Below are 21,121 nucleotides of genomic sequence, written 5' to 3'. Positions count from 1 at the left end.
ACGGTCGGCACAGTGGCCGCTCATCAAGAAAAAACATTCCAACGGGAAATATAGCGTATTGCCCTCCGTTAAAATAGCGGGATGAACGCAATTATTTCTCTCGCTTCGCTCCCTGAAATTTCTGATAACGATATCGACTTTGACCGTCGTTTCGGCGGCATCGCACGCTTGTATGGCCCGGCAGCACTTGAGCGGTTTCGTACAGCACAGGTCTGCGTCATCGGTGTTGGTGGCGTGGGTTCGTGGGTAGTGGAAGCATTGGCAAGAAGCGCGATTGGCAACATCACGATGATCGATCTTGATAATGTTGCAGAGTCGAATATCAATCGCCAGATCCAGGCATTAAGCAACACACTCGGCAAAGCCAAGGTCACCGCGCTGGCAGAGCGTATTGCACAGATCAATCCATATTGCCGTGTCACCGAAGTTGAGGATTTCATCACGCCTGACAATCTTGAGGAGATGATTGGTGGCGGTCGTTTCGATTACATTATCGACGCCATCGACAACGTCAAGGCCAAGACTGCGTTGATCGCCTATTGCCGTGAAAAGGAAATTCCACTGGTTACGATTGGCGGTGCCGGTGGACAGATCGACCCGACGAAAATCGAAATCCGTGACCTGTCTCGCACGGAACAAGAACCATTGCTTGCAAAGGTCCGCAAGCGGCTGCGCGCGCACCATGGTTTTCCTCGTGGCACGAAAAACAAGTTCGGCATCGAAGCCGTATTCTCGACGGAGCCTTTGCGCTTCCCGGAGGTCGGTGAGGCTTGTGCAGTCGATACAGATGCCGCTGGCATGACGGGTTTGAATTGCGCAGGCTTTGGCTCGTCAATGGTGGTGACAGCGAATTTCGGATTGGTTGCGGCTGCACGCGTCCTGCAAAAGCTGGCCGCCGCGGCTAATCGCTTCCCGCAATAACTCTCAACCTTGCCTGCATAGCAGCTTACTGTGCAGCTTCCCCTTCATTTCCGCGTTCATCCGGCGTCCAGCATGCCTCATCAAGCGAACGTGAGGCGATCACATCGTAGCGTGCGCCCTCTGCGTTTGTTACCGAGTGCACTAGCGCAACATGAGTGGCGCGCCAGACGATGGGTTCGAAGCTCAAGTCTGGCGGCGGAGCGGCGTCCCGCGCAAGCGTGATATGCGGCTTGAAGGACGGCTGGCTATCGAAGGCGATCTCCCGCTCGCGCATTGTATCGGCCAGTTCCTTGTGAAGCGCAATAAGTTCCTCCGGTGCCTGGTGCGTGCCAACCCACGCAATCCGGTTGCGAGAAAAGTAGCCCATCCGGTCCAGTGTCAACGAGATTGATGTTGATGAGAGATGAGTCAGGATGTCTTTGGCCATGCCGACCAATGCTGCCGGCTGCTGGCCGAGGAATGCAAGAGTGAGATGGAGGTTGCTGTAAGGGATGACCCGCCCTTGCAGCGGTGCTTGCAGCTGCTGGATTGCGGTCCGGGTTGTATCGTCGGGCCACAAGGCGAAGAAAAGGCGCAGCGTATCTGTTGTCTTGGCATTCATGTGCTTCTGATCTCCTCGAAATGCGACAGTATGCGCAACAGCGGCAAAACACGATGCCACGATGGCATACCGATCGTATCACCCGTATGCGATGAATCATGCCTTCAGCAAGCGTTGGGCCAGCGTTAGACAAGCGATGATTGCCACGAGCCGATCAATGGCAAAGCGCGGCACCGCTGTCCCTGAAGCCATCCTTTTTGACCGGCAGGAATTCCCATTCATAGCCAATGTCCTTCAGGACGAGCTTCAGTACGCCATAAGTCGAGTTATCGCTGACCTCGCTATGTGGTTTCCTGAACCGCAATGGTGTCAGCGACGCGCCGCCGGTGCCGACGACAAATTGCCGGATGCCGCGTTTCTCGTCATGTTGACCACTTCCGTCCTGCGGTGCGAACCGCTCATAGTTATGGTCATGCGCACTGAGCAGCAGTTCCACACCCGCCGCATAAAGTATTTGCCATGCATCGTCGATCTGCGGGTTGTTGCCGTGCCCGCCGGAGCTGTAGCGTGGGTGGTGCCAGAACGCGAGCGCGCAGCGCGTCTGGTTCCGGGCGAGATCGGCCTTCAGCCATTCCAGTTGAGCCGCGTGCTGCTCCGGTTTTAAGTAGCTGTTCAGGGAAACGATATGCCATTTGCCTAGGTTGAAGCTGTAGTATCCGGGGCGCTCTGTACTGGCGGCATTGCCGAAATACCTGAAATACCCAATTGCATGCGGCGTGTAGTACTCATGGTTCCCGGGCGACGGGTAAGTGCGCGCCTTGAATTGTCCCCATGTCGGATCGTAGCAATCGGTGAATTCGCTCAGCAGTCCGACCGGATACGTATGGTCGCCCAAGGTGAGTACTACCGCCTCCGGATCCTTCGCCAATCCGTTTGCCACCAATGTGGCGGTTTTTGCTGCATTGCTGTCCTCCGGCCGCAGCTTGCGGCAATTTGCGATATCGCCCGCCGCAAAGACAGTAATGCCTTGACCAGGCAAGAGAATCGCCTTGGCCGTTGCTTCACGAACGCTTTTGTCGGCCTGACAGGCAGTGAGGATGCCAAGGGCAATCATTGATGCACACATGGCGACGATTGCCATGTGGCGGCGTCTAAAGAACAACTTGATGGAAACGGCCATTGATACCCTCAAGGGCGAGCAGCTTTTCGGCACGGGACAAGGAACAAGCCGGCATGCCTGAAGAAGCCTGGAGACGGAAAGTTGGGAGAGGGTAATTCTAGTGTATTGCCGTGCATTGCACCGGACGCGCGTTCATCCTCGATGTCTGAAAGGTGGCGCGTCATCGAGTGCCGGTAGCACACGTTCCGGCTTACGCATCATCAACGACTCGTTCCGGGCGAGCGGTTAAAACTCGTTTTCCCGGAAGGCTCTCTTTGCCCTTTCCTCGGCAGCCGCCCAAGCCTGTTCTTCGGATGGAAATGTTCCTGCCGGAATGTATGTCTCAGCGGTTTCTGGCTCGCGTGCAAGGCGAACATATACCTGCGCCTCGTACGTATCGTCGGGCATCTTGCGCGTATGGATGCGCGCGAGGTGATCGCCATTTTGCAGCAGGCGCCCAGCCGAAGACGATCCGTTGTCATGGAGGGCGTTCTGCGCGTTCTGAGCATGTGCGTTGCGCTCTGAAGCGCCGAGCGCAAGCTCGTCTTGCTCGACATCTTCCTGGCCGGGCGTTTTCTCGCCGCTGCCAATATCGGATTCACTCATCCAGTGCTTGGGTTGCTGTGCCATATGGGTCTCCTCTGCCGCATCAGCGGGACAAACAGTGTGCCGTGTAGAAGGGTGGAATTTTCATATGATGGCGTGGCCTGCGGATAGTTCTGGCGCTTCTGGCACGCACGGCATGTGGCTGCAATTCCCACTGGAACCAGGATGTAACATGTTGTCACTTCGTACATTTTATTTCTGTCGTACAGGTATGCTAAGCAGCTTCATTCGAACCAAAGAATTGTCGATCCGTCTAATTTTTTTGATTGGAGGCGACCATGGGTACCAAGCAAGAACCACCTAAAGGAACAGAGAAGGCAGATCCAACGGCGGTACGCACGAGAGACAATCCCTTGGGGACGGACGACATCGGCTTGCCGGCCGAGCCTCAACCCGATGAGGTTCGCAAGCCGGAAGACGTCAGGCCCGACCCGGAAAGAGCGGGACGTTAATATCGCCTGATTAGTATCGCCTGATCCCAGGCGTGAAGCGAACGGAGAACACTCATGGCTACCAAAGCTGAATACGATAAATACGCGGACGAATTGGTCCGGAAGTTCGAGGAACTGACGAAATGGGCGATAGAGAATTGGCCGAAGCCGGAATTTCCCCTGCTGCAATCGGACTTCAGTGAATCACGCAAGGAGATCGGGCTGATTCTGGGACCAAAACTCGGTGAGGGCGGTGACGGGGGCCCGGCTTCTCCTGGTAACGATGAACCGAAGCAGTATATCGATATGAATCCGATGCCTTGGCCATAACGCAGCCAAGCCACTATTCAGTAAGGCAACTCTTCCACCTCTCAGTCAAAACGCACAATCTTCTGGAGAGCATTCATGATGAATACAATAAAACGCTTATTCGTTTGCACCTTGGTTGCCGCGTTTTCTTTCGCCGGTTTCACCCAGACGGTGCAGGCGGCGATGATCGGCACGGAGCAAATCGTTGCTGCAGAAAACGTAAAGCAGAACCAGGCACGAATTGCAGCGGCACTTGAGCGGCCTGATGTCGTCGCTCAACTGGAGCAGTTTGGAGTGAGCAAGGCGGATGCACAGGCCCGTGTCGCTGTAATGACCGACGAAGAAGCGGCAATGCTGGCAGAACAGATCGACACCCTCCCGGCCGGTGGCGATGTTCTTGGCGCACTGCTACTTGTGTTCTTTGTGCTGCTCGTGACCGACATCCTCGGCCTGACGAAAGTCTTCCCGTTCACGCGGTCGATCAGGTAAATGCAGAGAGGTACGTGGCGTTTTCCGGGTGCGAGCCAGCTCGCCCGCGGAATCGCCATCCTGTTGCTTGTCCTGCTGGGTGGGTGCGCGACGCAGACGCGTTCGCTGTTGATTTCAGCGCCAGACACACTGCCTAGGCACGTTGAGCTGACGTCGGTACCGTTTTTCCCGCAGGAGCGCTATCAATGCGGCCCAGCGGCATTGGCAATGTCACTCACGGCTGCAGGCATCCCCATTCAGCCTGACGTACTGGTGCCGCAGGTATATGTCCCCGCCCGCGAAGGCAGTTTGCAACCGGAGATGCTCGCATCTGGCCGACGCAATGGTGCGCTGAGCATGACGATCGCGCCGCGTCTGGACGCATTATTGGCGGAGATAGCCGACGGGACACCGGTAATCGTGCTACAGAACCTCAGTATTCCGTTGGCCCCCCTCTGGCACTACGCCGTGGCGGTTGGATACGACCTCGACCGGGCGGAGATTGTTTTGCGTTCAGGCACCACGGAACGGGAAGTGATGGCACTTTCGACGTTCGAGCATACGTGGTCGCGCGGCGGTTATTGGGCGATGGTCACTGTCCCGGTAGGTCGCTTGCCGGTCACAGTCGACCAGGCCACTGCAACCAAAGCATTGGTCGCATTCGAGAAATCCGCCAAGCCCGTGCATGCGCGTACCGCCTACCGCACCGCTCTGCGGCGCTGGCCTGATAGCCTGCCCTTGCTGCTTGGCTACGGGAATGCAGCATACGCCCAAGGTGACCGTGATGCGGCCGTCGTCGCATTTCGCCGGGCGACGGCGTTGGATCCGAATAGTGCTCCGGCATTCAATAATCTTGCGACCGTATTGGCTGAACTGGGGCAGGTGGAGCCTGCGATACAAGCTGCGGAGCGCGCCGTTGCATTAGGCGGTCCATGGCATGACGAAGCCAAGGCGACGCTGGAATCAATCAGGGCAAAAAAACACGATGCCCAGTGAGACGCAATGCGAAGTGTTTCCTCGTTCCGCGCACTTGCAAGCATTCGCAAGCGGGATAAAACCGGGATAGGCCCGTCGAGGGAATGGTGGGCGAGAGCAGATGCCGCGCTTTCGCCGGCCATTCAATTGCATTCGGCCGGAATATTGGTGGAGACGGCGGGAATCGAACCCGCGTCCAGGAATCCTCTACAGGCAGTTCTACATACTTAGTGCAGCCGATTGATTTAACCCTGCCGACGCGGACGCACGCGCTTCGCCAAGGCGAGTCACCTATTGTTTAACGCCATGCCAAGTGACCCGGCACAACGCGATTCCCTGTGCATGACTCCACTGCTGTTGCCAGCCCGCCCCAGGGAAGAGACGGTGTGGAGCTAAGAAGTTATTAAGTTCCTAGTGGATTACGCTGCGAGAGCGTAAGTTTCATCGTTTGCATTTAAGCATTTCCGGTTGGATTAACGAGGTGACCAGCCCTCGGTATGCCCTGCTCTGCTTCGCAACCCCTGTCGAAACCAGGTCGTCCCCAAAACAGAAGAGTGTCTATTGTACTGCATTAGATGGGGGGGCTGCGGACGGGTTCAAGTCGCTCTCGTCGATTAATTTGAGCAGGTCAAGTGGCGCTGCGATCAAGGCGTGTGCGCCCCAGCCGGACGGTTCCACGTGGCCGCAGTATCCCCAGGCAGCGGCGATAGTCGCCATTTCGGCAGCATGTCCGGCCTGGATATCTCGCAGGTCGTCACCCACATACCAACAGTCCTGAGGACGCAGAGAAAGGCGGCTGGCAGCTTCAAGCAGTGGCGCGGGGTGTGGTTTCGCATGTGCGGTCGTATCGCCGGAGATGACGCACTGCGCTTTTCCGAGGCCGATCCGGGGAACGAGCTGGTCGGTAAAGCGCGCCGGCTTGTTCGTCACGATGCCCCACCGGATCTCGCGCTCCTCCAGCGAGGTGAGCATGGACTCAATGCCTTCGAAGAGCACCGTCCCGACAGCGATCGCGGCTTCATAATTGTCCAGGAACGTTATCCGCAGTTCATCATAACCGGCATCTTCGGGTTTCAGGCCAAATGCAGCGCCGATCAGGCCGCGTGCTCCGGCAGAGGCGACCGGCCGAAGCAGTTCGTACGGGGTTGGTGCCAGGCCTCGCGCAACGCGAATACTGTTGATCGCTGCTGCAAGGTCCGGTGCAGTATCGGCGAGTGTGCCGTCGAGGTCAAAAAGAACGGCATGCGGGGGAGTCAAAGCCATATTCGCTGCTTGGTTGAATGTCGTCGAGGGCTGGACATTGCGGTGTCGGCCGTTACTCGATCATGACGCATTTATACTGGCTTGGTGCACGCGACCAAGTAGTTGACGTCCGTATCCTGGTTAAGCGAGTACACCTTGATCAGCGGGTTGTAGCTCATGCCTTTCAGCGTATCGAGTGTCAATCCCGCATTTCGGATGGACTGCGCAAGCTCCGCCGGAGTGATGAACTTTGCGTAGTCATGCGTTCCCTTTGGAAGCATGCGCAGCATGTACTCCGCGCCGATCACTGCAAAAAGATAAGCCTTCGGGTTGCGATTAATGGTCGAAAAAAATACGTGGCCACCCGGTTTCACCAGCGTCGCGCAAGCCTGCACGATAGCCGCCGGATCGGGAACATGCTCAAGCATCTCCATGCAAGTGACCACATCGTAACTTGCCGGTTCACGCGCTGCGAGCTGTTCCGCTGAAATCAGTTCATAGCGTACTTGCACACCGGATTCGAGACTGTGCAGATCGGCCACCTTCAGCGCCTTCTCCGACAGGTCGATGCCAGTAACCTTCGCACCTTTCTTGGCCATGGATTCGGCAAGGATGCCGCCACCGCATCCAATGTCCACCACAGTCTTGCCTGTCAGTGGGGCGCGGGCGTTAATCCATTCGAGCCGCAGCGGGTTTATTTCATGTAGAGGGCGAAACTCGGAGGTTGGGTCCCACCAACGGTGAGCCAGTTCGCTGAATTTTTGAAGTTCTAAAGGATCGGCGTTCATAGTGCGAATAATAGCGGGAATGCGGCTTGTTTGGGCGAATAATACCCGCTGCAATGAATATCGCGGACATAAAAAAACCCCGCCGTAGCGGGGTTTCCTCGAGAGACTGATTATCGGGTACGAGTACCGACGACTTCAATTTCCACACGGCGGTTCTTGGCGCGACCGGAAGAAGTCTTGTTGTCTGCGACAGGTTGCTTTTCGCCCTTGCCTTCAGTGTAGACGCGATTCGCTTCGACGCCCTTCGAGACAAGGTAAGCTTTCACAGCTTCGGCCCGGCGAACGGAGAGCTTCTGGTTGTACGTGTCGGAGCCGACTGCATCGGCATGGCCGACTGCAATAACCACTTCCAGGTTCATGCCTTGAAGCTTGGAAGTCAGATCATCCAGCTTTGCTTTGCCGTCAGGTTTCAGAACTGCTTTGTCGAAATCGAAGAAGGTATCGGCGGAGAAGGTCACTTTTTCCGAAACTGGTGCAGGCGCGGGTGCCGGCGCAGGCGCGGGGGCAGGAGCGGGGGCGGGAGCGGGAGCGGGTGCTGGGGCCGCAGCCGCAGCTGGCTTCACGATTTCACCGTCGCAGCCGGGGACCGCATCAGCCGGGGTCCAGTAGCCGGTTCTCCAGCACAGGCCGAACGGGTCGCGGACGATCACGCCTCGACTGTCTTGCACGTATGCGCTATTAGGAGTTTTTGCCTGGATGTCCTGTTGTGCGGACGCAGAGACGGAAACAACTGCGGACGCAGCGAAGACGAGTTTTGCTAAGTTATTCATATTTTTCCTCTTGATTGAAATATCCGCAGATTAACTGCGCAACAAATGAAACTGTTTCAATTATTACAACACTGCGTCTTATTAGATCATCATTTTGCGTGGTTGTTCACCTGCAATGATCTTTAAGTTCATTTGATTTTGCCATAGCATGCATATGCTGCAACTGTTGTTATATCAAGGAAACGGCAGTTTTTCCGATGTTTTTATTGCAACGTTTTATGCAAAAAAGTAGATCGGTTTGAGGAATATCAACTTTTTGACATTCCTCGCTTTGTTTTACTTTTTTCTACTTACTTGGCAAGTCCGCGTACTTCAATGACGACGCGACGGTTTGGAGATAGGCATTCGATAAGCTGCTTGCGCGGAAGCGTCTCGCTGCATGCCTTGATCGACTGGGTTTTTCCCGCACCCAAAGTATCGACCTCGGCAGAAACTCCCTTGTTCTTGAGGTATGCGGCTACAGCATCGGCTCGTTTTTCGGATAGTTTCTGGTTGTACTGCTGCGAGCCGAGGCGATCGGTATGCCCGGTCACAAGTACCAGTTCAATTTTTCCGCAATTGCCCAGTTTGCTCAACACCTCATCGTCGATGCGGTTCTTTGCAGCATTGTTCAATACGGCGCGATTGAAGCTGAACGTCTGATCGCTGCTTAGAGTGACTGTAAAGTCGCAGCGCTTGGGGGGTATTGCAACTGGAGCCGGGGCGGGCTCAGGTTGCGTCGTCGGGGGAACAATCGCTGGAGCGGTGGCTTTCGCCACCGGAGGGGCAAGATCGCCGTCGCAACCAGGAATGGCATCAGCGGGTGTCCAGTAACCAGTTCGCCAGCACAACCCGAATGGGGTGCGGGAAATGACCCCTCGCCCATCCTGCAAGTAGGCACTTTTCGTGGTGTTTGCTTGGATATCCGTGAGCGTTTGTGCCAAGGCGCTTGAAGCAACGATGCCAAGGGCGCAACCGAAGGCGAAGTTTTTAAGCATAGTTATTTTCACTTACGGAGATTGGGGACGGGCAGGTGTTGTGCAAAGAGCATCTCATTTAAACACATTTTCACGAAACTCGCGCTCCCGGCTGCTCTCACGCGGGCGTGAAGGCCGGCTGCGGTCGGAACTCATTGGCGCCATGCTAAAATCCAACGTTTCGCCGCCTGAGATGACATGCAGGTAGAGCGTCGATATTCAGCCCAATTTGTCTAATCAAGCCCACATCCCAATGGATCAATTCGCCAAAGAGACTATACCGATTTCCCTCGAGGAGGAGATGCGCAAGAGTTACCTCGATTACGCCATGAGCGTGATCGTCGGACGCGCGCTTCCTGATGTGCGCGATGGTCTTAAGCCGGTGCATCGCCGTGTTCTTTTTGCGATGCATGAGACGAACAACGTCTGGAATCGGCCCTACGTGAAATGCGCTCGCGTGGTCGGTGAGGTCATGGGTAAATACCACCCGCACGGCGACCAGGCTATTTACGACACCCTGGTGCGGATGGCGCAGGATTTCTCGCTCCGCTATACCTTGGTCGACGGGCAGGGCAACTTTGGTTCCGTGGACGGTGACAACGCGGCGGCGATGCGTTACACCGAGTGCCGTCTGGACAAGATTTCGAGTGAACTGCTGGCCGACATTGAAAAGGAAACGGTCGACTTCGTTCCGAACTACGACGGTAAGGAGAAAGAGCCGTCCGTCCTGCCGACGCGTATCCCGAACCTGCTGATCAACGGCTCTTCGGGCATTGCCGTCGGCATGGCGACCAACATCCCGCCGCATAACATCTCCGAAGTCATCAATGGCGCGCTGCATGTCCTTCGCACCCCTGAGTGCTCGGTTGATGAACTGATCGAGATCATTCCTGCGCCCGACTTTCCGACCGCCGGCATCATCTACGGCGTGTCCGGTGTGCGCGACGGCTATCGCACTGGCCGCGGACGTGTGGTCATGCGCGCAAAGACGCACTTCGAAGAGTTCGGCAAGGACAACCGTACTGCCATCATCGTCGACGAGCTGCCGTACCAGGTCAACAAGAAATCGCTGCTTGAGCGTATCGCCGAACTGGTGCGAGACAAGAAACTGGAAGGCATTTCCGATATCCGCGACGAGTCCGACAAGTCGGGCATGCGCGTCGTCATCGAGCTCAAGCGCGGTGAAGTGCCGGAAGTGGTGCTCAATAACCTGTACAAGCAGACGCAGTTGCAGGATACGTTCGGCATGAACATGGTCGCGCTGGTCGACGGCCAGCCGAAGCTGCTGAACCTGAAGCAGATGCTGGAATGCTTCCTGTCGCACCGCCGTGAAGTTGTCACACGTCGTACAGTCTACGAACTGCGCAAGGCGCGCGAACGCGGCCATGTGCTGGAAGGCCTCGCGGTCGCTCTGGCCAATATCGACGACTTCATCGCAATTATCAAGGCGGCGCCGACACCACCGATCGCGAAGTCCGAGTTGATGGCGCGTGCATGGGATTCCTCCCTTGTTCGCGAAATGCTCGTGCGCGCCGCGGGCGAAAACTCCGGTGGCGCCGACGCGTTCCGTCCCGAGAACCTGCCCAAGCATTACGGCATCCAGTCGGACGGCCTGTACAAGCTTTCCGACGACCAGGCGCAGGAAATCCTGCAGATGCGCCTGCAACGACTGACCGGCCTGGAGCAGGACAAGATCGTCAATGAGTACAAGGAAGTCATGGCGCAGATCGCCGATCTGCTCGACATTCTGGCCAAGCCGGAGCGTGTGACTTCGATCATCAGCGACGAGCTGACTGCTGCGAAGAACGAATATGGCGATGGCGCAAAAGATACGCGTCGCTCGACCATCGAGTTGAATGCAACGGATCTCGAAACCGAAGACCTCATAGCGCCGCAGGACATGGTAGTGACCCTGTCCCACTCCGGCTACATGAAGTCCCAACCGGTTTCCGAATATCGCGCCCAGAAGCGCGGTGGACGCGGCAAGCAGGCGATGGCGACCAAGGAAGATGACTGGATCGATCAGCTGTTCATCGCCAATACACATGACTACATCCTTTGCTTCTCCAACCGTGGACGCCTGTACTGGCTGAAGGTGTGGGAAGTGCCGCAGGGCTCGCGCAATTCGCGCGGCAAGCCGATCGTCAACATGTTCCCGCTGCAGGACGGCGAGAAGATCACCGTGGTATTGCCGCTCTCGGGTGAGAACCGCAGCTTCCCTGAAGATCACTATGTGTTTATGGCGACCAGCCTGGGGACGGTGAAGAAGACGCCGCTGACTGAATTCAGCAATCCGCGTAAGGCCGGCATTATCGCGGTCGACCTGGACGATGGTGATTTCCTGATCGGCGCGGCGCTTACCGACGGCAAACATGACGTCATGTTGTTCTCTGATGGCGGCAAGGCGGTGCGCTTTGACGAGAACGATGTGCGGCCGATGGGTCGTACTGCGCGCGGCGTACGCGGCATGAATCTGGAAGAGGGACAGCAAGTGATCGCGCTGCTGGTTGCCGAGAACGAGCAGCAGTCGGTTCTGACGGCCACCGAGAACGGTTTTGGCAAACGCACGCCGATTACCGAGTACACGCGCCACGGCCGCGGCACCAAGGGAATGATTGCGATCCAGACCAGTGAACGTAACGGCAAGGTTGTCGCGGCGACGCTGGTCGAGCCGACCGACGAAATCATGCTGATCACAACGGGCGGCGTCCTGATCCGTACCCGAGTGGCAGAGATTCGTGAAATGGGCCGCGCAACACAGGGCGTGACCTTGATCGCAGTGGAAGACGGCACCAAGTTGAGCGGCTTGCAGCGCATCGTCGAGTCCGACGTAGAGGACGACGTTGCGGCGGAAAATAACGGCGGCACGGAGGAGGCATGACGCGAGTGTATAACTTTTCCGCGGGACCCGCGGTGTTGCCGCAGGAAGTGCTGCGGCAAGCCGCTGACGAGATGCTCGACTGGCATGGAAGCGGCATGTCGGTGATGGAGATGAGCCATCGCGGGAAGGAATTCATCTCGATCTATGAAGCTGCCGAGCGCGACCTGCGCGAGCTTCTTGGTGTTCCGTCGAACTACCGCATCCTGTTCCTGCAAGGCGGCGGAATCGGCGAAAACGCGATTGTTCCTCTGAATTTGGTCGGCATGAAGCCACAGCCTGCGGTGGTGGATTTCATCAATACCGGTTCGTGGTCAAGCAAGTCGATCAAGGAAGCGAAGAAGTATTGCAACGTGAATGTTGCTGCGTCGTCGGAAGCGCAGAAATTCACCTCTATTCCGGCACGCGACAGCTGGAAACTGTCGAATGACGCGGCCTACGTGCACGTTTGTACGAATGAGACCATCGATGGTGTCGAATTCAACTTTACGCCGGACGTTGGTGATGTGCCGCTGGTCGCAGACATGTCGTCGAACATCCTTTCGCGCGTCATCGATGTATCGAAGTACGGCGTGATTTTTGGCGGCGCACAAAAGAACATCGGCCCGGCGGGCTTGACCTTGGTCATTGTGCGCGACGACTTGATCGGCCACGCATTGTCGATCTGTCCGTCGGCATTTGACTGGAAGCTGGTCGCCGAGAACCATTCGATGTACAACACGCCACCGACTTACGCAATCTACATCGCCGGCCTCGTATTCCAGTGGTTGAAGAGGCAAGGCGGCGTTGCCGCAATGGAGCAGCGCAATATCGCAAAAGCAGCGCTTCTGTACGATTGCCTGGATTCGACCGAATTCTATTTGAACAAGGTTGCCAAGGATTGCCGCTCCCGGATGAATATTCCCTTCTTCTTGCGTGACGAAGAATTGAACGATGCTTTCCTGGCCGGCGCGAAAGAGCACGGCCTGCTGCAGCTTAAAGGCCACAAGTCCGTAGGCGGCATGCGTGCTTCCATCTACAACGCCATGCCGATTGAAGGTGTGCAGGCGCTGGTTGGTTACATGAAAGATTTCGAGAAAAAGCACGGCTAATCATTGCCGGCTCTGGCGGCGAAACCTTATCGTCGCCATTGACATATTCGGGCAGCCGGCTTCCATTCAGGGCCCAGTGGAACCGGGGAAGCCGGAAACGACAACGTAGACATGACGACGGACGACAAACTTAAACCGCTGCGTGAGCAGATCGACGCGATCGATGCGCAGATCCTCGAATTGCTGAATCGGCGTGCCCGCCTCGCGCAGGAGGTAGGTCATATCAAGGCCGAAACGAATGCGCCGGTGTTTCGTCCGGAACGGGAAGCGCAAGTCTTGCGCGGCGTCGGGCAGCGCAATCCCGGGCCCCTCGACAGTGGTGATGTGCAGACGATTTTCCGCGAGATCATGTCTTCCTGCCGTGCCCTGGAGCGGCGCGTCAATGTGGCGTATCTTGGCCCGGCCGGCACCTTCAGCGAACAGGCGGTATACCAGCAATTCGGACATGCTGTCGAAGGCGTACCCTGTGCTTCGATTGATGAAGTGTTCCGTGCAGCAGAGGCAGGTACGGCCGACTTCGGCGTCGTGCCCATCGAAAACTCCTCGGAGGGGGCGATCAACCGGACGCTGGACCTGCTCCTTCAAACCACGCTCTCCATTAGCGGTGAGTTGTCGATTCCTGTCCATCATAGCCTGATGACGAAATTCGGCACCATGGACGGAGTGACGCGTATCTGCGCGCACTCCCAGGCACTTGCGCAATGCCAGGTATGGCTCAACCAGAATTATCCGAACATCGAGCGCCAAGCGGTGGCGTCGAATGGCGAGGCGGCGCGGATTGCAAGCGATGATCCGACCGCAGCCGCCATTGCGGGCGAGATTGCCGGGCAGCGATACAACCTCGGTGTGGTGAAGGCACACATACAGGATGATCCGCATAACCGCACGCGCTTTGCCATCATTGGGCGTATGCAGCCGGCACCAAGTGGCAAGGACCAGACTTCGCTGGTGCTCGCCGTGCCGAACAAGGCGGGTGCGGTCTACAACATGCTCGCGCCACTTGCAAAGCATGGTGTATCCATGACGCGCTTCGAATCGCGACCGGCACGCATCGGCACGTGGGAGTACTATTTCTACGTCGATGTCGAGGGGCACGCTCAGGAAGAGAAAGTGGCCAAGGCATTGGCGGAGTTGAAGCACGATGCCCCATTCTTCAAGTTGCTCGGCTCGTATCCTTTTACCCTGTAATCACACAGCGCCCGATGCGCGAAGTCGGCGCATCTGTGTATGTCGCTCCTTGAATAAAAGTGGTGAAAATCCGTAGCACTGATCTGACAAGACAATTTTGGAATTTAATATGCCAATTCAATTCGGACCCGATTACGTTCGCGCAATAGCTCCTTATCAAGGAGGAAAACCGATTGCAGAGGTTGCAAGGGAGTTTGGTCTGGATGAAGCCAGGATCGTCAAGCTGGCCTCAAACGAGAACCCTTTGGGCATGCCGGCATCCGCGCGTGAAGCCATGCTGAAGGCGCTTTCCGATTTGGGACGTTATCCGGATTCGAATGGCTTCGAATTGAAGCAAACGATTACGGCGAAGTATGACGTGCCGCAGGACTGGATTACGTTGGGCAATGGCAGCAATGACATTCTGGAACTTGCCGCTCATGCGTTCGTGCAACCAGGACAATCGGTCGTCTATTCACAGTTCTCTTTCGCGGTCTACGCACTTGCCACGCAGGCAGTGGGCGGACGCGCGATTGTGGTGGCATCGAAAGATTACGGCCACGACCTGCCCGCAATGGCGAAGGCGATTGATACAGATACCAAGCTCATTTTCATTGCCAACCCCAATAATCCGACCGGTACATTTATTCCCGCCGCCGAGATCGAAGCTTTCCTGAAGGCGGTGCCAGAGCATGTTGTGGTTGTCCTGGATGAGGCTTACAACGAGTACTTGGCGCCAGAGCTCCAGTACGATTCCATCGCCTGGGTCCGGCAATATCCGAATCTGCTGGTGTCGCGCACCTTGTCGAAAGCGTACGGATTGGCCGGGTTGCGCATCGGTTTCGGTATTGCCCAGCCGGCGATTACAGATTTGCTGAATCGGATTCGCCAACCCTTCAACGTCAATTCCATGGCGCAAGCGGCTGCAGTTGCTGCGTTAAATGACACAAAATTTTTGGAAAAAAGTGCGACGTTGAATGCCGAAGGATATCGACAATTGACTGGTGCGTTCGAGGAAATGGGGCTGGAGTACGTGCCCTCGTACGGCAATTTTGTTCTCGTCAAAGTCGGCGATGAGGATGCCGCCGGTTCGCGTATCAATCTGGCGCTGCTGAAACGCGGCGTGATCGTCCGCCCGGTTGGCAATTACGGTCTGCCGCAATGGTTGCGCATCTCCATTGGGCTGCCAGAGGAGAATGCTGTATTCATCGCGGCATTGAAAGCCGTGCTTCCCTGACCAATTCTCTTTCTGGGCGCCTATTCGTGATGAAGAAAGTCACAATCTTCGGTGTTGGCTTGATTGGCGGATCCTTCGCCTTGGGGCTGAAGAAAGCGGGCGCCGTGCATCAGGTGCTTGGAGTAGGACGGAGTGCCACGTCGCTTGCGCGTGCCCGGGAATTGGGAATCATTGATGCAATCCCCGCATCGATGGAAGACGCAGTCGCCGGAGCCGACATGATCTTGGTCGCGGCACCGGTTGCGCAGACGGGACCAATACTCGCTTCCATAGAGCCATATCTGAAGCCGGGCACAATCGTTACCGATGCCGGCAGCACCAAGAGTGATGTGGTCGCTGCGGCGCGCCAGGCGCTGGGCGGAAAGGTTGCGCAGTTCGTACCGGGGCATCCCATCGCGGGGCGTGAGCAGAACGGGCCGGAGGCTGCACTCGTCGATCTTTATATCGGCAAGAAAGTCGTGCTGACTCCTTTAAGGGAAAACGCAGAAAGTGATGTGGCGACTGTGGCACACGCATGGGAACAGTGTGGTGCGATCATTCATCGCTTGACGGCGGAAGATCATGACCGCGTATTCGCCGCTGTCAGCCACCTGCCGCACTTGCTTGCCTATGCGCTGGTGGATGACGTTGCAAGGAAGCCGCACGCCGATCTGTTATTCCAATATGCCGCAAGTGGCTTCCGGGATTTCACACGTATTGCCGGCTCATCGCCCGAAATGTGGCGCGATATTTCCCTCGCGAACCAGAAAGCCTTGCTTGGCGAGCTGGATGGATATATGGAGCGTCTTGCAGAGTTGCGTAGCCTGCTCGCTGCCGGAAACGGACGCGGCCTCGAGGCGGTCTACAGCAATGCGCAGCGCGCGCGGCAAAACTGGATCCGTACCATCGAAGCTGCGGAACAACAGAACAAACAAGGCGGTGATTAATGAAGCACTATCCTCACCATATTGACTTGCGTCCGGCACTGCATGCACAAGGAACAGTGCGTTTGCCGGGCTCCAAGAGCATCTCGAACAGAACGTTGCTGCTAGCAGCATTGGCACAGGGCGCCACCCGGATTTTTGACCTGCTTGCATCCGACGATACGCATGTGATGTTGATGGCCCTCCAGAAACTGGGGGGCAAGTGGGAGCAGATCGGCGAGACTCAGGAGTACATCGTTCATGGTGTGAATGGCGACTTGCCGGTGCATCAGGCGGATCTGTTCATGGGTAATGCAGGCACGGCGATTCGTCCGCTTACCGCTGCGCTTGCAGTGATTGGCGGCGATTACACCTTGCATGGCGTGTCGCGCATGCATGAGCGACCGATCGGTGACCTGGTCGATGCGCTGAACGCGATTGGCACGCAAATCGAGTACACCGGCGTGGCCGGTTATCCGCCGTTGCATATCCGGCGAGGGCACATTCATGCGCAGCGCCTGCAAGTCAAAGGGAACGTCTCGAGCCAGTTTCTGACATCGCTGCTGATGGCTGCACCCCTGATGGCAAACGAATACGCAGTGACGATTGATGTCATCGGCGAGCTTATTTCCAAGCCATATATCGAGATTACGCTGAACCTGATGCGCCGCTTTGGCGTGCATGTGGAGCGTAACGGCTGGCAGTCTTTTACAGTCCCTGCAGGTCAAAAGTATGTCTCTCCCGGTTCAATCCACGTAGAAGGAGACGCATCTTCTGCATCGTATTTCCTCGCTGCCGGGGCGATCGCCGGCGGGCCTGTTCGTGTCGAGGGTGTTGGCCGCGACAGTATCCAGGGGGATGTGCGATTTGTTGAAGCGCTGGAGCAAATGGGCGCCAGCATTACGATGGGCGATAACTGGATCGAGGCCAAATCGAACGGCGTACTCAGTGCGGTCGATATGGACTTCAACCATATTCCAGATGCAGCGATGACCATTGCCGTGGCGGCGTTGTATGCGAACGGTCCCAGCACCCTGCGCAATATCGGTAGTTGGCGCGTAAAAGAGACGGACCGTATTGCGGCCATGGCGACCGAGCTGCGCAAACTGGGTGCCGATGTGGAGGAGGGCGCCGACTTTCTTCGGGTCACGCCGCCAGAGCAGATCCGATCGGCAACGATTGACACCTATGACGATCATCGAATGGCAATGTGTTTCTCGCTTGCATCCCTTGATGGCGCGGCGCGGCGCGGGAATGCGATACGCATCAATGATCCCAAGTGCGTTGCCAAGACTTTTCCGGACTATTTCGACGCGTTCGTAAGAATCGCACAAAACAATTTGTTCTGACTTTCATCTGTCCGGTGGATCCTCCGGCATATCCTTGGGGCCGCCTTATTTCAGCATAAACAATGCAACCACACGCCATTCCCGTTATCACTATCGATGGTCCCACTGCCTCCGGCAAGGGCACTGTCGCCCAGCGCGTTGCTGAGCATCTTGGGTTTCATTATCTGGATTCAGGTGCCCTGTACCGGCTGACGGCGTTGTCTGCACTTCGGCATGAAGTGCCGCTGACGGATGAGCACGCCCTGTCGAAGACCGCGGAAAAACTGCCCGCCAAATTCGTTGGCGATCAGATCTGGCTGGCAAACGAAAACGTGACTTTGGCAATCCGTTCGGAAGAGGTGGGGAACACGGCATCCCGCATTGCGGCACTGCCGATGGTACGCCACGCATTGTTTGGCCTGCAGCTTGGATTTCGGACGACACCGGGCTTGGTCGCTGACGGACGCGATATGGGAACGGTGATTTTCCCTCACGCAACGCTAAAAGTGTTTCTTACAGCAAGTGTCGAGGTGCGCGCAGAAAGACGCTATAAGCAATTGATTGGCAAGGGTTTTTCTGCTAGTATGAACGACCTTCTGAAGGATTTGAGGGAGCGGGACGCGCGTGATTCAAATCGTGCAGTGGCGCCCCTGAAACCTGCAGAAGATGCATATCTGCTGGATACCTCAAATATGACTGCCGACGAGGCGATAGCGCAGGTGCTTCAGTGGTATGCGGCGGTAAAAAAGCTGGCGTAATTTTGCGCCGTCTTGTTGTAGTGCGATTGGTGCCCGGTCTGGCGCAAGGCCAAGTCGGGTGTTGATAAACCTAACCCATATTCGTCGGATCCCGGATCGCGACTGATGTGGCCAACTCATTAAATCTATGTCTACAGTTTCTACATCCCCTGCTTCTGGTATGGAAAGTTTTGCCGCTCTCTTCGAGGAGTCGCTGTCGCGTCAAGACATGCGTTCTGGTGAAGTGATTTCGGCTGAAGTCGTTCGTCTCGATCATAACTTCGTGATCGTCAACGCCGGCCTGAAGTCCGAAGCCTTCATTCCTATCGAAGAGTTCAAGAACGACAATGGCGAACTCGAAGTCAATGTAGGTGATTTTGTTACCGTCGCAATCGAATCGCTCGAGAACGGCTTTGGTGACACCATCCTGTCGCGCGACAAGGCCAAGCGCCTCGCCTCGTGGCTCTCGCTGGAAAAGGCGATGGAGTCCGGCGAACTCGTGACCGGTACCGTCAACGGCAAGGTCAAGGGCGGCCTGACCGTTCTGACCAACGGCATTCGTGCATTCCTCCCGGGTTCGCTGGTCGACACCCGTCCGGTCAAGGACACCACGCCGTACGAAGGCAAGACCCTGGAATTCAAGGTCATCAAGCTGGATCGCAAGCGCAACAACGTCGTGCTGTCGCGCCGCGCCGTCATCGAAGCGTCGATGGGCGAAGAGCGCGCGAAGCTGATGGAAACCCTGAAGGAAGGCACCGTCGTCACCGGTATCGTCAAGAACATCACCGACTACGGTGCGTTCGTTGACCTCGGCGGCATCGACGGCCTGCTGCACATTACCGACCTCGCATGGCGTCGTGTTCGCCACCCGTCGGAAGTGCTGTCCGTCGGCCAGGAAATCACCGCGAAGGTCCTCAAGTACGATCAAGAGAAGAACCGCGTTTCCTTGGGCGTCAAGCAACTGGGCGATGATCCGTGGACCGGTTTGTCCCGTCGTTATCCGCAAGGCACCCGCCTGTTCGGCAAGGTCACCAACCTGACCGACTACGGCGCGTTCGTTGAAGTCGAACAAGGCATCGAAGGCCTGGTGCACGTGTCCGAAATGGACTGGACCAACAAGAACGTCGCTCCGAACAAGGTTGTCCAGCTTGGCGACGAAGTCGAAGTCATGGTTCTGGAAATCGACGAAGATCGTCGCCGTATCTCCCTCGGCATGAAGCAGTGCAAGCCGAATCCTTGGGACGATTTCGCCGTGAACCACAAGAAGGGCGACAAGGTGAAGGGCGCGATCAAGTCGATCACCGACTTCGGCGTGTTCATTGGTCTGCCGGGCAACATCGACGGCCTGGTGCACCTGTCCGACCTGTCGTGGACTGAGGCTGGCGAAGAAGCCGTCCGCAAGTTTAAGAAGGGCGACGAGCTGGAAGCCGTTGTTCTGGCAATCGACGTCGAGCGCGAGCGTGTTTCGCTGGGCGTCAAGCAACTGGAAGGTGATCCGTTCAACAACTACAGCGCTCTCAATGATAAGGGTGCAGTGGTTTCCGGTACCGTCAAGTCCGTCGAGCCGAAGGGCGCTGTAATCCAGTTGTCCGACGATGTCGAAGGGTACCTGCGTGCTTCCGAAATCTCCCGCGATCGCGTGGAAGATGCCGGCACGCACCTGAAGGTGGGCGACAAGATCGAAGCCATGATCATCAACATCGACCGCAAGGCGCGCAGCATCCAGTTGTCGATCAAGGCAAAAGACAATGTCGAAACGCAGGAAGCCATGCAGAAGATGTCCGCTGACGCTGCAGCAGCCTCCGGGACCACCAGCCTCGGCGCACTGTTGAAGGCCAAACTCGACAACAAGCAATAAGGTTGAGCCTGTAAATGACGAAGTCGGAGCTGATTGCCCGCTTGGCCGAGCGTTATCCGCAACTGGTAGCAAAGGATGCGGATTTCGCGGTCAAAACCATCCTTGATGCGATGGCGGACGCATTGTCCAATGGCCAGCGCATCGAGATCCGCGGTTTCGGCAGCTTTGCATTGAACAGCCGTCCGCCGCGTATCGGTCGCAATCCAAAGTCCGGTGACAAGGTGATGGTGCCCGAAAAGAGGGTGCCTCACTTCAAACCCGGCAAGGAATTGCGCGAGCGAGTTGACGCCATGGTTGGGCAGCCGATCAAGGAAGACTAAAAGTTATTTGTGGGAAATTAAAACGGCATCCTCGGGTGCCGTTTTTTTTCACGTACAATTTCGGACTGTCACCGCCGATATGACAAGACGGAAAAACGTCCAAAAGAAAGAAGTCGCGACATGAAAATAATTTTTAGAATCGTTGCTGCGATTCTTTTCGTTATCTTCTTTGGTTTTGCGCTAAAGAATACCCAGGAAGTTTCACTACGCTTCTTTTTTAATTATGAAGTTCGCGGGCCGCTGGTCCTGCTCCTGCTCGCGTTTTTTTCTGCCGGTGCGGCCCTGGGTGTTCTGGCGATGATTCCTACCGTCTTTCGGCATCGGCGGGATCTCACCAAGCACAAGAAAACGATCGCGACGATGGAGCATGAGCATGCAGAACAACAGCTGGCCCGTGTCCAGCCGCCGCAGCCGGATGGCGTCGTGAACAAGTAACG

At 56.5% G+C, this 21,121-nt stretch carries 22 protein-coding genes and 1 other RNA gene; 15 read left to right on the top strand and 8 right to left on the bottom strand.

Annotation, left to right across the window (positions count from 1 at the left end):
- The first annotated feature begins 81 nt into the window (after nt 1-81).
- On the top strand, nt 82-921 hold the full coding sequence (tcdA, locus tag ACYVIA_RS03050) for a tRNA cyclic N6-threonylcarbamoyladenosine(37) synthase TcdA (RefSeq protein ID WP_460837777.1): 840 nt from the start codon (nt 82-84) through the stop codon (nt 919-921).
- Nucleotides 922-946: 25 nt separating this feature from the next.
- On the opposite strand, the gene thpR is transcribed toward tcdA, so the two are convergent.
- From thpR to ACYVIA_RS03035, 3 genes are all read right to left on the bottom strand, one after another.
- Nucleotides 947-1,522 (bottom strand): RNA 2',3'-cyclic phosphodiesterase, encoded by a 576-nt coding sequence (thpR, locus tag ACYVIA_RS03045; RefSeq protein WP_460837776.1) that lies wholly within the window; start codon nt 1,520-1,522, stop codon nt 947-949.
- Between the two features lie 154 nt (nt 1,523-1,676).
- Nucleotides 1,677-2,603, bottom strand: coding sequence for a metallophosphoesterase family protein (locus ACYVIA_RS03040; RefSeq protein WP_460837774.1), 927 nt, complete (start codon nt 2,601-2,603; stop codon nt 1,677-1,679).
- A gap of 264 nt (nt 2,604-2,867) precedes the next feature.
- On the bottom strand, nt 2,868-3,251 hold the full coding sequence (locus tag ACYVIA_RS03035) for a hypothetical protein (protein WP_460837772.1): 384 nt from the start codon (nt 3,249-3,251) through the stop codon (nt 2,868-2,870).
- Between the two features lie 254 nt (nt 3,252-3,505).
- On the opposite strand from ACYVIA_RS03035, the gene ACYVIA_RS03030 reads away from it, so the two are divergent.
- From ACYVIA_RS03030 to ACYVIA_RS03015, 4 genes are all read left to right on the top strand, one after another.
- Nucleotides 3,506-3,679: a hypothetical protein gene (locus ACYVIA_RS03030; RefSeq protein ID WP_460837771.1), complete on the top strand. Its 174-nt coding sequence runs from the start codon at nt 3,506-3,508 to the stop codon at nt 3,677-3,679.
- A 54-nt stretch (nt 3,680-3,733) separates the two neighbouring features.
- Complete coding sequence (locus ACYVIA_RS03025) at nt 3,734-3,988, top strand: hypothetical protein (protein ID WP_460837769.1); 255 nt, start codon at nt 3,734-3,736, stop codon at nt 3,986-3,988.
- Between the two features lie 75 nt (nt 3,989-4,063).
- Nucleotides 4,064-4,456, top strand: coding sequence for a PA2779 family protein (locus ACYVIA_RS03020; protein WP_460837768.1), 393 nt, complete (start codon nt 4,064-4,066; stop codon nt 4,454-4,456).
- Nucleotides 4,457-5,431 carry a PA2778 family cysteine peptidase gene (locus tag ACYVIA_RS03015; RefSeq protein ID WP_460837766.1) on the top strand — a complete coding sequence of 325 codons (975 nt, stop codon included), beginning with the start codon at nt 4,457-4,459 and terminating at the stop codon, nt 5,429-5,431.
- Between the two features lie 145 nt (nt 5,432-5,576).
- Here the strand turns inward: ACYVIA_RS03015 and ssrA are convergent.
- The 5 genes from ssrA to ACYVIA_RS02990 form a co-directional block, all read right to left on the bottom strand.
- Nucleotides 5,577-5,953: a transfer-messenger RNA gene (gene ssrA, locus ACYVIA_RS03010) on the bottom strand.
- A gap of 15 nt (nt 5,954-5,968) precedes the next feature.
- Nucleotides 5,969-6,673 carry an HAD family hydrolase gene (locus ACYVIA_RS03005; RefSeq protein WP_460837764.1) on the bottom strand — a complete coding sequence of 235 codons (705 nt, stop codon included), beginning with the start codon at nt 6,671-6,673 and terminating at the stop codon, nt 5,969-5,971.
- Nucleotides 6,674-6,744: 71 nt separating this feature from the next.
- A complete protein-coding gene (ubiG, locus tag ACYVIA_RS03000) occupies nt 6,745-7,440 on the bottom strand; it encodes a bifunctional 2-polyprenyl-6-hydroxyphenol methylase/3-demethylubiquinol 3-O-methyltransferase UbiG (protein WP_460837762.1) in 696 nt (231 codons plus the stop codon).
- Nucleotides 7,441-7,550: 110 nt separating this feature from the next.
- Complete coding sequence (gene ompA / locus ACYVIA_RS02995; protein WP_460837760.1) at nt 7,551-8,210, bottom strand: outer membrane protein OmpA; 660 nt, start codon at nt 8,208-8,210, stop codon at nt 7,551-7,553.
- Between the two features lie 290 nt (nt 8,211-8,500).
- Complete coding sequence (locus ACYVIA_RS02990) at nt 8,501-9,187, bottom strand: OmpA family protein (protein ID WP_460837758.1); 687 nt, start codon at nt 9,185-9,187, stop codon at nt 8,501-8,503.
- Between the two features lie 232 nt (nt 9,188-9,419).
- Here ACYVIA_RS02990 and gyrA point away from each other — a divergent pair, with 232 nt between their 5' ends.
- From gyrA to ACYVIA_RS02940, 10 genes are all read left to right on the top strand, one after another.
- Nucleotides 9,420-12,047, top strand: coding sequence for a DNA gyrase subunit A (gene gyrA / locus ACYVIA_RS02985; RefSeq protein ID WP_460837756.1), 2,628 nt, complete (start codon nt 9,420-9,422; stop codon nt 12,045-12,047).
- A complete protein-coding gene (gene serC / locus ACYVIA_RS02980; protein ID WP_460837754.1) occupies nt 12,044-13,135 on the top strand; it encodes a 3-phosphoserine/phosphohydroxythreonine transaminase in 1,092 nt (363 codons plus the stop codon). The genes gyrA and serC overlap by 4 nt, the downstream gene beginning before the upstream one ends.
- Before the next feature lie 111 nt (nt 13,136-13,246).
- Complete coding sequence (gene pheA, locus ACYVIA_RS02975; RefSeq protein ID WP_460837752.1) at nt 13,247-14,323, top strand: prephenate dehydratase; 1,077 nt, start codon at nt 13,247-13,249, stop codon at nt 14,321-14,323.
- Nucleotides 14,324-14,432: 109 nt separating this feature from the next.
- Nucleotides 14,433-15,539 (top strand): histidinol-phosphate transaminase, encoded by a 1,107-nt coding sequence (hisC, locus tag ACYVIA_RS02970; protein WP_460837750.1) that lies wholly within the window; start codon nt 14,433-14,435, stop codon nt 15,537-15,539.
- 29 nt (nt 15,540-15,568) lie between these two features.
- Nucleotides 15,569-16,465, top strand: coding sequence for a prephenate dehydrogenase (locus ACYVIA_RS02965; protein WP_460837748.1), 897 nt, complete (start codon nt 15,569-15,571; stop codon nt 16,463-16,465).
- A complete protein-coding gene (gene aroA / locus ACYVIA_RS02960; protein WP_460837746.1) occupies nt 16,465-17,790 on the top strand; it encodes a 3-phosphoshikimate 1-carboxyvinyltransferase in 1,326 nt (441 codons plus the stop codon). Before ACYVIA_RS02965 ends, aroA begins: the two co-directional genes overlap by 1 nt.
- A gap of 62 nt (nt 17,791-17,852) precedes the next feature.
- On the top strand, nt 17,853-18,527 hold the full coding sequence (gene cmk / locus ACYVIA_RS02955; RefSeq protein ID WP_460837744.1) for a (d)CMP kinase: 675 nt from the start codon (nt 17,853-17,855) through the stop codon (nt 18,525-18,527).
- A 160-nt stretch (nt 18,528-18,687) separates the two neighbouring features.
- Entirely contained in the window at nt 18,688-20,364 is a 1,677-nt protein-coding gene (gene rpsA, locus ACYVIA_RS02950) for a 30S ribosomal protein S1 (RefSeq protein ID WP_460837742.1), read from the top strand.
- Nucleotides 20,365-20,378: 14 nt separating this feature from the next.
- On the top strand, nt 20,379-20,684 hold the full coding sequence (locus tag ACYVIA_RS02945) for an integration host factor subunit beta (RefSeq protein ID WP_040041521.1): 306 nt from the start codon (nt 20,379-20,381) through the stop codon (nt 20,682-20,684).
- A gap of 120 nt (nt 20,685-20,804) precedes the next feature.
- On the top strand, nt 20,805-21,119 hold the full coding sequence (locus ACYVIA_RS02940) for a LapA family protein (RefSeq protein ID WP_460837741.1): 315 nt from the start codon (nt 20,805-20,807) through the stop codon (nt 21,117-21,119).
- Nucleotides 21,120-21,121: the final 2 nt, after the last annotated feature.

This window comes from Noviherbaspirillum agri, assembly GCF_054780595.1.
This window is presented reverse-complemented; position numbering and strand designations above follow the sequence as displayed.